Genomic DNA, 12,130 nt, shown 5'->3' on the forward strand with positions numbered 1-12,130 from the left:
TTACGTTCTCAGGTTTTCAGCTGTACCTCTGAGTCAGTGACAGCACTAACTCGGTGGGACTCGATGGCTTGGGTACCCTCCGAGTCGCCAAACCCTAATTTCTGTTTCATTTCGTCCGTGAAACTTGGATCAAAGTCGACGTACAAGGTGTCGCCTTTCACGTCAGCAACGATGCCGACTTGGTTGCCGTCTGCATCTGTCACGTCCTTTCCTTTCTCCTCGTCGGTGAATTTCACCATTATGAATACCTCACTTGAAAAGGCACCGAACAAGTCAATAATGATTGTGGCCTTGAGCGAAGAGAGTGGAATCGCTTATAGAGTAGCACTATCTACTCTGTTAGATACTCAACTGTTGAGTTCCACGAAACCTTGGAATCTCCTAACGGAATTTTTGTATCCAGTGGCCCCATAGGAGCTCTCATTCTCTTATGTCCCGTCTACAATGTTTGCGTCATCGTAGCCCGCGTACTCAAAGAACCGTCGTTCGATGAGATCTTCGGTGGTATTGAGAAGCTCTTGTTCGCTCCCACCGTTGCAGGCGTCAGCATAGAGTCCCATCGGAATCTTCGCCGCCGCCATGTCCTCGTATCCATCTGCTTCACCGAGGTCATCGAGCACGTCTTCCAGAAACATGGCCGCCGTCGAAAACGCAACCGACGACGGGACACTTGAGGCCTTCCCCTCGGAGGACGACAATGAGTCCGAACCCGAAGGTTGTGACTGCGACGATCTCGGTGACTTCCCATGTTGGCCGTGCGTGAGGACGGGGCGCAAGGAACTGCCGAACTATCCACCGCTTCAGTCTTTTTGATTTATGTCACGCTAATTGACGTACTCGGATATCACCAACCAGCGAACGCTGACGGAAAGCGCGGATGCTGCGACCGACGATACACCGGAGACACCGACGGCCCTCCTCGACCGAGCACAGCAACACGCAACGAACGTCGCCGCCGAACACTTCCCAGATCTGCCAGTTGAAGAGCTCGATTGGGAGATTTCACACCGAGCACAGCGACAGGCAGGCGTCACGAAGTATGACCCTGCAACGGGCGAAATCACGATTGCGCTGACCTGGACGGCCTACGAACAACACGGCTGGGAGCAATTCAGTGAAACCGTCCGGCACGAACTCATCCACGCCTGGCAGTACCACGAGTTCGGTGACGCGGACCACGGCGCAACCTTCACCCGTTGGAAGGATCGCCTCGATACTTCGCAACACTGCGAGCGGTTCACATCGCCGAAGTGGTGGCTCGTATGCGAGGACTGCGGCGGTCGGATTGCTCGGTATTGACGCTCGAAAACAGTACGCAACCCGGAGCAGTACAGCTGTAGCAAGTGCAGCGGGTCGTTCCGCGTCGAGGAGGGCGACGGCCCCTAACTAATTCTCGTTTAAGTAGTTCTCGCGACAAGGAGCAGATACGAGGAAGATTTTCGCGGAGTACTGGTTCTTGATTGAGGTACTACTGTCTCTTTTCTACAGAACTATTGAGACGCCCTGGACTATCTGTTATCGGCTGTTCTCCTGTGACAGTCGGTTCCGATCGGGAAGAGTTAGCTAATCACTTCCTGCCTTTGCTATGGCGATTGGTTGATGAAGTCGCGGTAGTCGTCATAGCAATTTTCGCAAACCAGATGTTCGTCATCGAGGAGCTCATATCCCAAATTTACTCCCTGAATTGTTAACCAGACATGCGGATCATCGTCCGCAATCCGAGTCCCACACCGAGCACACGTTTCTTCTGTAGAGGGCATATTGAATCGGTGAATACACACAGCATGTGAATTACCCTCAATCTTCGGGTGATACCAACGATTATTCGGATGACTCGAACTGCTCGATCTTTTCCTGCAGATGCTGGTAATTCAGCTGCTGGGAATGCAGGTATTCGCCTTGGATGTACAGTGCCGCTTCAAGCAGTTCACGAGACCACACCGACAGCTGGTCGTGCTCGGGATGCTCGTCTACCCAGCGATTAATGCATTGAACGGTGTCCAGCAGCTGTGTCGTCGCGGTCTCCATGTCCGAGATCTCCGATGCCGTCATAATTTGTCGCTCGACATCATCTGCATTCCAGTCAATGTCGTTCATGATTTTTGCTATGGAATAGTCTTCAATAGAGCTATGGATTCCTCGAAATACTGTCCTCTGTTTTTATCGAGAGTCAGTCGGTCTCAAGGAAAACGAATACAGATTCGAGACTGCTGAACGAGCGGTGCAAACACCGATCTCACTACACCAATTGTAGGTTCCAACGAGCATGGGAAAGCCAAGATACCTTCGCCAACCACTGATTTTCCTCGGTCGGTAAATCGTTGAGCCAGTGAGCGTAAGCTACCTAGTACCAAACCTCTGCATGTCGAGCGTAAACAAGTTACTCACAAAAATCGGTGTCAGCTCGACAAACGTGGGGGAAAATAGATTTCCTGCGGGCTGCTGTCACTCCACGTTTTAGAACTGGGTCGCCAACACGCTCATTAGAAAGAAGACACAGAACTAGTATGCCGAGTGCTAGCCAATGGGTTAGTGTTTAGCGAAGCGGAGGAAGGATCCGGAACTACGTAACAAGCCATATACTGACTTCCCTCTTCCTGCGTTTCAGCACACAGCACGACAGCTAGTCGCTTTTCACCAAGCGGTCGCTGTCCTATTCTGACCTCGGCTGGTGAACCGTGATCTGTCCACTGTTATCGACCTGAACGAGGTAGGCATCGTACTCAAACGAAACCTTCCCAGAATCGGCCAGCGACTGGAATCCGCCGGCGGCCGTGTCGACATCGACTTGCTTGGCGACATCGTCCGACACCGCCCCGTCCTCGAGACACTCTTGCTTGAGGGACCACTCGACCGTCGGGAGATCGAAGAGCGCTTGGACGTTTCGCAAGCGACCAGCCATCGGTTCACACGCTGGCTCGATGAGCAGGGCTTCGCCGAGAAAACCGATGGTCGATTCCAACTGACCGGCAGCGGTGAAGCAACAACCGTGTACCTCCTTCGGTTCGAAGCGAACGTCCAGACATCGGATCGACTAACGCCGCTGCTTGACGTCATTTGTGAGGACCATCAGGAGTTCGTCGTCGAACCGTTCCTCGACGCGACAGTCGTTGTTGCGGAACCCGACGATCCGTACCGGCCGGTCGAGCGATTCATTTCGCTACTCCGTGAGTCGGACTCGTTTCGCGGGTTCAACACGACCCATATGGCTCCGTTGGTTTTAGGGAAGTTCCACAAGCAAGTGTTCGAGGAAACTGATACCGAGATAATCTACCTCCCGTCCATCGTCGAGAAGCTTTTCGAGACGTACCCAGAACAGGCGACCGAGGCAATCGAACGCGGGCATCTGACCCTTCGGACGCGCGGGAATTTGCCGTACGGACTTGCCATTTTCGACGACCACGTCGGGATCGGCGGATACGACGAGGATACAGGATTGATGCAGGTGTTCGTCGACACTGATGCACCCATCGCACGTGAGTGGACCGAACGTGTCTATGCGTCTGTCAGAGCGGATTCTGAACCACTCGATGAGCATGCTGGTCCGGTAGGCTGAGCGTTCTCTGTCTGTTCAGTGAATCGTTTGGTTCACCTCCTAAAGTATGCCCAAACTGTGGAGAAGAGCAATGATCACTACCGTGCAGAAACGAACCATATTCCCAGTGTATCCTCACTGCATAGCGGCAGCGACGATACAGGTCTCGCTCTGAAAGACGATTCTTATATCGAATTTCCACTCTCAAATCTCCTTACCATTGTCTGGAATCAGAACGTCATAATTCAGACATTGGTTCTCTGTACTCACCAGTGACTGTCAGAAACGTCGTGTGAAATTCAGGGCACAAATCCGTCACAAACGCCCTGTTTTGTTAGTGAATTGTGAATGGTTAACGTGGTCCATACCTTACAACGACCCATCAGAGTTCGCTCCGGTACTCCTTTCCGAGGAAGATATCGAACACTGAGCGCTCTGACTGGAGGGACCAATGGCATCAACAGACACAATGGACACAGTCACGTCAGCAGATGGAACCCCCATCGCTTTCGCACGGACGGGCAGCGGGCCACCGCTTGTGCTCGTCCCCGGGGGCGGTGCGAACGATCACACACGGTGGGACGCAGGCGGGGTGCGTCCCGCCTTTGCTGAACACTGTACCGTCTATGCGATCGACGGGCGTGGGCTGGGCGAAAGTGGCGACACCGACGAGTATGAACTGGAATGCGAGTTTGAAGACGTGGCAGCCGTCGTCGAGTCAATCGACGAACCAGCTGTCTTGCTCGGGCATTCGAGTGGTGCGCTAGTAGCGTTGGAAGCAGCGCTCCGAACCGATAACCTCCGTAAACTCATTCTGTACGAACCGCCACTTCAGGTCGGTGATCACAATATCGATGTTGAAGAGGAGGTCACTGAAATGGAGGCGCTACTGGACGAGGGACAGCACGAGCAAGTGCTCGTTCTATTCCTGCGAGAGGTCGCTGACATCCCACCGGATGAAATTGACGCGCTTCGTGAAGCACCGAACTGGCAGCATCGAGTGGAGGGGGCCTATACAATTCCCCGTGCGATTGAAGGAGTAAGCGAGTACGAGTTCGAGCCTACTAGGTTTGCAGGCTTGACTACGCCGACGTTGCTGTTAGAAGGTAGTGAGAGCCCAACATTCCTCCACGCTGCCATGGAGGTGCTCAATGAAGCGCTTCCGAACAGCCGGATCGTTACGTTTGCAGGGCACGGACACGTCGCGATGCTCACCGCGACAGAACAGTTCATCGACGAGGTGTTCACATTCATCCGTGAATCAAACTAACTAGACGCCAATTTTTCCAATAGTTATATCATATGTTCGATGTGGGAATTCGTAAACAGTTGATTCAATAGAGGTGTCCTGAACGGATGAAACCCTCGTGCTAAGTTGTGCTTCTGTAGTCAGCACAGGACACCAGATAACAGCTCGGTAGTTCGTTAAGCTATTACTGCATACACAGTGCATATAGGTCACCGGTGATGTATTGTCCGCAAGTCGACAGTATCCGGAGCCGACTTACCTGTAAGAGATCTCTAGCAGGGTATGCCAATCGTCCAGTGCAATGGAGCCGATCTATACTACGAAGAGCAGGGTGAGGGACCGACGATTCTATTTCTCCACGGCGCGTTTGCTGGCCTCCGATATTTCGAACCTCAGTTGGCCGGTCTCAGTGAGGATTTTCACACGGTGGCACTCGATTTTCGAGGACACGGGAGATCGGAGAAGACAGAGACGGGTCACACGCTTTCTCAGCATGCCCGTGACCTTCGGGTTTTTCTCGAACAGCTTGATCTGACGGATGTCGTGATCGTCGGTTGGTCAATGGGTGTCCTGGTCTCATGGGAGTATGTTGATCAGTTCGGCACGGGATGGGTACGTGCATTAGTTGATATCGATATGGAACCCTCGACATACCAGCAGGAGGATTACGAATTCGGGACGTACACTTTAGACGGAATGCGAGAGACCCTCGGGAGGATGCAAACGAACCCACTGGAACTGACTGAGGAATCGATAGAGGCATTGCTCAAAGAGCCCCCTTCGAAGGAACTTCGGAATATGATGTTCGACGAGGGAACTCGGACTCCACCTTCGGTTCAGAGCGCAATGCTTCTCGACCTGATGTGCGATTACCGAAACGTGCTTTCCAAGATCGATGTCCCGTCCCTCGTTTGTGCCGGGGCGGACGAGAAATGGCGGGGCGTCGCCAATGTTAAATACACAACCGAACTCATTCCGGATGCTCGATTCGAACTCTTCGAACAGAGTGGGCACTGTATAACCGTCGAGGAACCCGAGCGTTTCAATCGAGTCCTGCGCGAGTTTCTCGGCTCGATCTGATAATCGGCTTTGATAGAATCAGAGTACTGAATTTAGACAGTCGCCGGTGATGCGCGATTTCATAGCAGAGAAAATCGCTCATCCATGCTTTTTTACCTACATTCGAATGAAATAATCAGGATTAAGTCACCGGTCGAGGCACACCAGTAAGGGCCCAGGAATGCGCACAGGCCGAACAGTTCTCTTTCGACGTCGATGCCCCCGGACTCGTTGACGTCACCAACGAGAGCCACGAGAAACCCGCAGCCCACCAATACGTGGTCTCCATCGACGACGTGACCGAGGAACCGATGGCCTGCACGTGTCCGCATCACGTCCACCGCAACGCTTACTGCAAACACATGGCCGCCGTCGAGAACGCAACCGACGACGGGACGCTCGACGCCTTCCCGTCCGAGGACGACGAGACCGAACCCGAAGACTGCGACTGCGCTGGTCTTGGTGACTTCCCGTGCTGGCCGTGCGTGAGAACGGGACGAAAAGAACTACCGAACTAACCCTCGTTTTAGCTCAAGTGAGGAACTAGGAGTTGACGAGGTGCAGTTGTATGTTCAGAATACGTGACACTCGACTTCGGTAATATCTTCGAAGTCAGAATCACCGGTACAGAGCAGATCGCAACCTGCTACTTCTTCAGCGGTTGCAAGATGAATCATATCTGCATAGGATGGGGTTCTCTCATCGGCTTGGGAATAATATTTCCGTCGAAGCTGTGCACCACGAATGGCAATTGAGGGTGTAACTGGGAGAATGTCAAGATGGTCGAAGCCACTGATCATTTCCATTGTCTTCTCAGCGGTGGCTGTTCCCTTTTCACGGTCGAGAATGTAGTATACCTCGGCCAGGACTGTTGTTGCGACAATCATCCCTTCTTCTTCTCCACGCTTGATCACCTCGCGTGCTTGCGCTTCGTTTTCACCCTCGAGTAAGCTCCAACCAGGCCCATGAATCGACAAAAAGCATCTAGTCGTATTTGCTCCAGGCACGTTTGGATTCCGAAAGAAGTTCTGAAACGCTCTTATCGGTCTTCCGTGGCGTCTGTTGGATTTCTTTGAGTAACTCCCAAGAGTCTTTCTCTGGCGAGACGGTTACTGTGCCATCGCTGTGAATTTCAAAGGTGACCGTTGTTCCTTCGTCGATACCGAGCCGTTCTCGAATTGGCTTTGGGATTGTAACTTGCCCTTTGCTTGTTACCCGAGCTGATTTTTCAACTGACATGCTCTCTCAACCTCTGACTACGTGATTCTTACTAATATCTCTTTCTTACATCTCTTCCTAAGTAAGGAGAGTACTGATAACGGTACAATATCGACTGGCAGGATCGAGATGAGTGAGCAGTCTACACGGAGAGGGCACACCTGGCCTAGTCGAAGTCACCAACGAGAGCCACGAGAACCCCGCAGCCCACCAGTACACCGTCTCCATCGACGACGTAACCGAGAAGCTGATGGCCTGCACGTGCCCGCATCACGTCCATCGCAACGTCTTCTGCAAGCACATGGCCGCCGTCGAAACCGCAACCAACGACGGGACGCTCGATGCCTTCCCGTCCGAGGACGACGAGACCGAACCCGAAGACTGCGACTGCGCCGGTCTCGGTGGTTTCCCGTGTTGGCCGTGCGTGCAAACGGGACGGAAGGAACTGCCGAGCTAGCTCACAATCCGATTTTTAATCTGTAGCACAGCGATTGATGTTCCTAATGTCTGCTTCTCTTCTCGTGTAGAAGCTGTATCCCGTGTTCGTACGAACCGCTGTAGAAAAAGGAGGGGCTTTGAGTACTTTGCTCAAAACCATTCCCTTACCGATGGTATAATCTCTAACGTTGCGAATCCCAGATAGAGGCCGAAAACAATGGCAGCAACCCCTGCCACGAGCCCAACAAGTGAGGTTCCAGACAAGGCACTGATTATGCCAGTCCATACCAGAACCACAGCAACTCCAACTAAGAGGAGCGTCCCGACCATCCCTAAAATGGCGTCTTCAACTGCTCTGTGAACCAGTTCATATAGCTCCTGTTCTTCAAGTTCATTCACTGCAGCAGTCTCTGATGAGTCCATGGTTTCAATGCTGCAGTAGGTTCGAAAAAACCTGCGACTCAGCAATTTCAAATCATAGGACTGCGGGAACTGCCGACCTAAAGCAAACCACCGTCTAAGGACTCAACGACATATGTGAGATTACCATATTTTTCGATGCGAATGATGGTGAGTTTTCCGTGCGAACCGGAAAATGGATTCACAGAAAACTGTATTGGGTCACTGTTTTCGTATTGTGCTCGAATTCTGTAGGTCCCGCTTGTAGTGAACAACTTCTCGTATGTTTTCTCACTCTCTGGTTCAATCGAAACAACCCCATCAAGCCCAGATTGGGCTTCGACCGCGTTTTGAGGCCCATCGAGAAGATCGATTTCAACGAGATGAGGAAATGAATTACGGTTTTGAATACTCAGCGATCCTGCTGGTGGGTCTGTTTTGAGGAGCGTACAGCCTGATATGAGTCCGATTCCAGCAGTGATTCCAGAAGACAACACAGCCCGGCGCGAATATTTTCCCATCAGTTATAGCTTGACCCACGTCCGAAGTGCTATTAACATAGATGATTCGAACGAAATGATCTACTCGATTGCCGTCGATAACGTAACCGAAGAGAAAACGCTCGACATCTTCCTCTCTGAAGACGAAGCCGATACCGAACCAGACAACTGCAACTGCGACGGCCTCGGTGGCTTCCCTTGCTGGCCATGCGTGCGAACGGGACGAAAGGAACTGCCGAATTAACCACCACTTCAGTCGAATTCATTGATTATTCGATAGTGCTGATTTTGACTATCAGCAGCTACTGAACGCTTGTAACCGAGTCTGGAGGCAGCGATAGACAGTATTTCTCTGCTCTTAGTCCACTATTTCCTAGTCGCAGCCCGAAAGAAACGACGGTAGCTTTAATCTGATATCCATAGATGGTACTTCGGGGATCGGGGAATGTCAACAGACACGAATGAAGAGACCGTCCGCAACTTTGTCACAGACTGCTTCTTCAACGGCGATCCAGACGCTGTTGATGAATATGTCACTGATAACTTTGTCCGGCATGGTCCGACTACCGGTGAAGTTCACGGAGCAGACGAGTATAAACAGTTTGTCACGGAAATCGACACCGCATTTCCGGAATTTGATGGAACAATTGATGCGATGCTGGGCAAAGGAGATGAAGTAATGTATCGGTGGCGAGCGGATGCGACTCAAAAGGGTGAATTCATGGGGATTGATCCAACCGATAAAACGGTCACTATGACTGGGATGGATCAGGTCCGACTCGAAGATGACCACATAGCCGAGATCTGGGGCGTTTTTGACGTTCACAGCCTGCTCGAACAACTAGAAGAGTAATCTCCTAGTAAGCGTACGTAGAACAGGGTCACAAAGGACACCGAATTGGCCTACCTATTCACTTTTTATCCATCTCACGCCAAGTGACGGTCTCGGATAGCACCGACCAGCGAACGCTCACCGAAAGCACGAACACAGAGACCAACGATACTCCCAAGACACCAACAGCACTACTCGACCGAGCACGACAGCACGCAACGAACGTCGCCGCTGAACACTTCCTGGAGCTGCCGGTCGAAACCATCGACTGGGAGGTTTCACATCAAGCCCAACGACAGGCGGGCGTTACGAAGTACGACCCTGCAACGGGCGAACTCACGATTGCGCTGACCTGGAAGGCTTACGAGAAGCACGGATGGGAGCAATTCAGTTCGACGGTCCGCCACGAACTCATTCACGCCTGGCAGTACCACGAGTTCGGTGATGCGGACCACGGGCGAACGTTCACCCGCTGGACGGACCGCCTTGACACCTCGCAGCATTGCGAACGCTTCACCACCCCGAAGTGGTGGCTTATCTGCGAGGACTGCGGCGGTCGGATTGCTCGGTATCGACGCTCGAAGACGGTACATAACTCCGAACAGTACAGTTGTGGTGAGTGCGGTGGGTCACTACACGTCGAGAGGGGAGACGGTCACTGACCGAATTCTCGTTTAAGTAGTTTTCGCGATAAGAAGTATATACGAGGAAGATTTTCGCGGCTCACTGCTTTCTGCCTGAGTTCTTGCTATCGCTCCTAGTTCACGTAAGAGCCTGCGCTGGTTAGTAGCTCATACTAGCTCTTGGCTCTAACCTGCAGAGGGGCTGCTCAAGTGAAATTCATTGAATGACTTCAGCTGTGGTATTGATACGCTCTCCTCGCACAGCTATATAATGATCATTCGCATGTTTTCATCAACCGCCAGAGAATGTTTATAACTACCGTCCGTAGCACAGATGAAGTTCTCACGAGGGGGTTCGAATGTGGGGGCTTCAGAACGAGCGTGAGACACAATGGGAGAGAGCAATGCCAATACACCAGGCGGCGACCAAAATAGAGCAACAGGGTCATCCATCACTGTTCGTATTCAGGAAGCGATTGCGGCACGAAAACAGTCTGAATGGAGTGGTTGCCCGCCGCTGTACGGCGTTATTGACCCAGATGCACTCGAGAGATTGTTTGCACCCACACAAACAGGAACCAGACGCCATGGAACTGTGACCTTCCAGTACTGTGGTTATCAGGTAACGGTCAACAGCGACAGAACAGTGGATCTCGATCCAATCAGCGCAGATGAGAGCTGATCTGCTATCGCCATTCCTTAGCCGACAGATAGTTTTTGCTCCTGTTGAATTGTCCGGATTTTAGCGCACTAGTGCCACTACAGATCAACGGTCCTATGTGAAGAACGCGATCTTCCATCGAGGGAATTGTGAGCTCCGTGCCCAAGTTACTAAGATGGTATGGAGAGATTGTCTTTGAGTATATGGCGGTCATTGTTGAGCTGTCTCTTCCCTCGGAGAACTTCCCGTTAGGGACGGTGCTAACCGCTGGAACAGACCTCCATATCGAGTTCGAACGCATCGTCCCGGTTGGTGCTGACGTCGTCCCCATTTTCTGGGCATGGGATGGCGAGTGGCGGGATTCACCCGAAGCGGACCTTGGCACCCAAGCGAATGCATTCCGACTTGGCGAAGCGAGCGAATTTCGGATGTTCCCGCCGTGTGATGGTTCAATACCTGCATCCCCTGGTTCTTCCCGCGCCAATCGAGCGTGAACCCGCCAAAGACGAATTTACCTTGATGCGGATCGTCAGGAATCCCGATCTTGAAGTGTTGGGCAGGACCGTGGAACTCGCCTGCCGAGACGTCGAAGCCTTTGATCGCGTCGACGCGGCCGTGAGCGAGCGTCGCATTCTGGCCGATAATCCCGATGTTTCGAAGCCCGACGCGGCGAACCTGACTATTCATCTTGTAGCGTCCCGGCGGGAAGTAGAGCAGTGTATCACTCCCGATTTCGCGCTGGATTATGGGCGAGACGTCTTCCTCACCGGTTGGATCCGCCCCGTCCTTCGCCATATTCACGATGCTCTGGAACTCTCCACGCCACTGCTTGGGGTCGATTGATCTGAAATTACCGTTTGTGGCGTTCGTACTGTTGTTTGTCGGCCCAGCGGACGGAACACTTCCCCCTCCTGAACCTGCCGGGAGGAGACAGCCCGACAAAGCTGTCACTCCAGCACTTGCGCCTGTCGCGAGAAAATCCCGTCTACTGTGCGATTCACAGTTATCTGTATCAGCGGATGGAGATGGTGTCATAGAGGAGGATCACTCGTGGTTCAGTGCGGGCGTTGTTTCTAGAATACGGTATTACACCCATCTAGATAAGTTTTCTGCGGTCGCTAGTAGTCTTTTTATAGGTTTGAATACCTGAAAATCAATGTCAACCCATTATAATTCCTCATAGAAACGTATTCAGAAGCCAGTGCAGGCAGAGGGATGACAGCAACCTACTCTCCCCCGCTCTTGCGAGCAAGGGTTTTCAGGCAGACGTTTGTAGCCTGTTCCACACCTCCGCGTCATCGGGGACCAACTCATCTCCGCTACCCCCGTGAGCGTTACATGGGTAGGAGGGGAGCGTTTCGAGTCTGGCGAGGGCGTAGTGGCCCGCAAAGTGCCGCTTATTCCGGTTGTCCCAGTCATCGGCGCGGGCAAGCTCTGTGCGACCGTGGTTCTCGACGGAGAAACGCCGTCGATCTGGTCAATGTCAGACCAGTGGTCGGGAGAGCAAGCCGGTGGCCGTCTTGCTTGCCACAGTAACGTACCAGTTGTGAGTTGTTATAGGTCTTTTTCTCATCCCCATCGTATTGAAAATTGACAGTGAATCACCACTTACGATC

18 protein-coding genes are annotated in these 12,130 nt (G+C 52.4%); 11 read left to right on the top strand and 7 right to left on the bottom strand.

The features are described 5' to 3' along the window. Positions 1-8: 8 nt before the first annotated feature. Together ACGYLY_RS19740 and ACGYLY_RS19745 are read right to left on the bottom strand one after the other, a co-directional pair. A complete protein-coding gene (locus ACGYLY_RS19740) occupies positions 9-239 on the bottom strand; it encodes a PRC-barrel domain containing protein (RefSeq protein ID WP_395284818.1) in 231 nt (76 codons plus the stop codon). 189 nt (positions 240-428) lie between these two features. After that, positions 429-635, bottom strand: a complete 207-nt coding sequence (locus tag ACGYLY_RS19745; protein ID WP_395284817.1) for a hypothetical protein — start codon at positions 633-635, stop codon at positions 429-431. 193 nt (positions 636-828) lie between these two features. Between ACGYLY_RS19745 and ACGYLY_RS19750 the strand changes: the two genes are divergently transcribed. Continuing rightward, complete coding sequence (locus tag ACGYLY_RS19750) at positions 829-1,299, top strand: SprT-like domain-containing protein (protein ID WP_395284816.1); 471 nt, start codon at positions 829-831, stop codon at positions 1,297-1,299. Between the two features lie 522 nt (positions 1,300-1,821). On the opposite strand, the gene ACGYLY_RS19755 is transcribed toward ACGYLY_RS19750, so the two are convergent. Then, positions 1,822-2,097, bottom strand: a complete 276-nt coding sequence (locus ACGYLY_RS19755; protein ID WP_395284815.1) for a hypothetical protein — start codon at positions 2,095-2,097, stop codon at positions 1,822-1,824. 598 nt (positions 2,098-2,695) lie between these two features. Here ACGYLY_RS19755 and ACGYLY_RS19760 point away from each other — a divergent pair. From ACGYLY_RS19760 to ACGYLY_RS19775, 4 genes are all read left to right on the top strand, one after another. Further along, the gene (locus ACGYLY_RS19760; RefSeq protein WP_395284934.1) at positions 2,696-3,556 is read left to right on the top strand and encodes a helix-turn-helix transcriptional regulator; all 861 of its coding nucleotides are present in this window, start codon (positions 2,696-2,698) and stop codon (positions 3,554-3,556) included. Positions 3,557-3,986: 430 nt separating this feature from the next. Further along, positions 3,987-4,805, top strand: coding sequence for an alpha/beta fold hydrolase (locus ACGYLY_RS19765; protein ID WP_395284814.1), 819 nt, complete (start codon positions 3,987-3,989; stop codon positions 4,803-4,805). A gap of 261 nt (positions 4,806-5,066) precedes the next feature. After that, a complete protein-coding gene (locus tag ACGYLY_RS19770) occupies positions 5,067-5,864 on the top strand; it encodes an alpha/beta fold hydrolase (RefSeq protein WP_395284813.1) in 798 nt (265 codons plus the stop codon). A 257-nt stretch (positions 5,865-6,121) separates the two neighbouring features. Further along, on the top strand, positions 6,122-6,361 hold the full coding sequence (locus tag ACGYLY_RS19775) for an SWIM zinc finger family protein (protein WP_395284812.1): 240 nt from the start codon (positions 6,122-6,124) through the stop codon (positions 6,359-6,361). Positions 6,362-6,415: 54 nt separating this feature from the next. Here ACGYLY_RS19775 and ACGYLY_RS19780 read toward each other — a convergent pair whose 3' ends face one another. Together ACGYLY_RS19780 and ACGYLY_RS19785 are read right to left on the bottom strand one after the other, a co-directional pair. Continuing rightward, positions 6,416-6,850, bottom strand: coding sequence for a type II toxin-antitoxin system VapC family toxin (locus ACGYLY_RS19780; protein WP_395284811.1), 435 nt, complete (start codon positions 6,848-6,850; stop codon positions 6,416-6,418). Then, positions 6,828-7,082 carry an AbrB/MazE/SpoVT family DNA-binding domain-containing protein gene (locus tag ACGYLY_RS19785; protein WP_231187808.1) on the bottom strand — a complete coding sequence of 85 codons (255 nt, stop codon included), beginning with the start codon at positions 7,080-7,082 and terminating at the stop codon, positions 6,828-6,830. Before ACGYLY_RS19785 ends, ACGYLY_RS19780 begins: the two co-directional genes overlap by 23 nt. A 112-nt stretch (positions 7,083-7,194) precedes the next feature. On the opposite strand from ACGYLY_RS19785, the gene ACGYLY_RS19790 reads away from it, so the two are divergent. Then, entirely contained in the window at positions 7,195-7,518 is a 324-nt protein-coding gene (locus tag ACGYLY_RS19790) for an SWIM zinc finger family protein (protein ID WP_395284810.1), read from the top strand. A 131-nt stretch (positions 7,519-7,649) separates the two neighbouring features. Here ACGYLY_RS19790 and ACGYLY_RS19795 read toward each other — a convergent pair whose 3' ends face one another. Then, positions 7,650-7,922, bottom strand: a complete 273-nt coding sequence (locus ACGYLY_RS19795) for a hypothetical protein (protein WP_395284809.1) — start codon at positions 7,920-7,922, stop codon at positions 7,650-7,652. 77 nt (positions 7,923-7,999) lie between these two features. After that, positions 8,000-8,419, bottom strand: a complete 420-nt coding sequence (locus tag ACGYLY_RS19800) for a hypothetical protein (RefSeq protein WP_395284808.1) — start codon at positions 8,417-8,419, stop codon at positions 8,000-8,002. Between the two features lie 55 nt (positions 8,420-8,474). Here ACGYLY_RS19800 and ACGYLY_RS19805 point away from each other — a divergent pair, with 55 nt between their 5' ends. The 5 genes from ACGYLY_RS19805 to ACGYLY_RS19825 all read left to right on the top strand — a co-directional run bounded on the left by ACGYLY_RS19805 (position 8,475) and on the right by ACGYLY_RS19825 (position 11,357). Beyond that, positions 8,475-8,642, top strand: coding sequence for a hypothetical protein (locus ACGYLY_RS19805; RefSeq protein ID WP_395284807.1), 168 nt, complete (start codon positions 8,475-8,477; stop codon positions 8,640-8,642). A 201-nt stretch (positions 8,643-8,843) separates the two neighbouring features. Next, positions 8,844-9,251, top strand: coding sequence for an ester cyclase (locus ACGYLY_RS19810; protein WP_395284806.1), 408 nt, complete (start codon positions 8,844-8,846; stop codon positions 9,249-9,251). 83 nt (positions 9,252-9,334) lie between these two features. Further along, the gene (locus tag ACGYLY_RS19815) at positions 9,335-9,892 is read left to right on the top strand and encodes a SprT-like domain-containing protein (protein ID WP_395284805.1); all 558 of its coding nucleotides are present in this window, start codon (positions 9,335-9,337) and stop codon (positions 9,890-9,892) included. Between the two features lie 352 nt (positions 9,893-10,244). Then, on the top strand, positions 10,245-10,535 hold the full coding sequence (locus ACGYLY_RS19820) for a HalOD1 output domain-containing protein (protein ID WP_395284804.1): 291 nt from the start codon (positions 10,245-10,247) through the stop codon (positions 10,533-10,535). A gap of 423 nt (positions 10,536-10,958) precedes the next feature. Continuing rightward, positions 10,959-11,357: a hypothetical protein gene (locus tag ACGYLY_RS19825; protein ID WP_395284803.1), complete on the top strand. Its 399-nt coding sequence runs from the start codon at positions 10,959-10,961 to the stop codon at positions 11,355-11,357. Positions 11,358-12,130: the final 773 nt, after the last annotated feature.

Source organism: Haladaptatus sp. CMAA 1909, assembly GCF_043952005.1.
GTDB lineage: Archaea > Halobacteriota > Halobacteria > Halobacteriales > Haladaptataceae > Haladaptatus.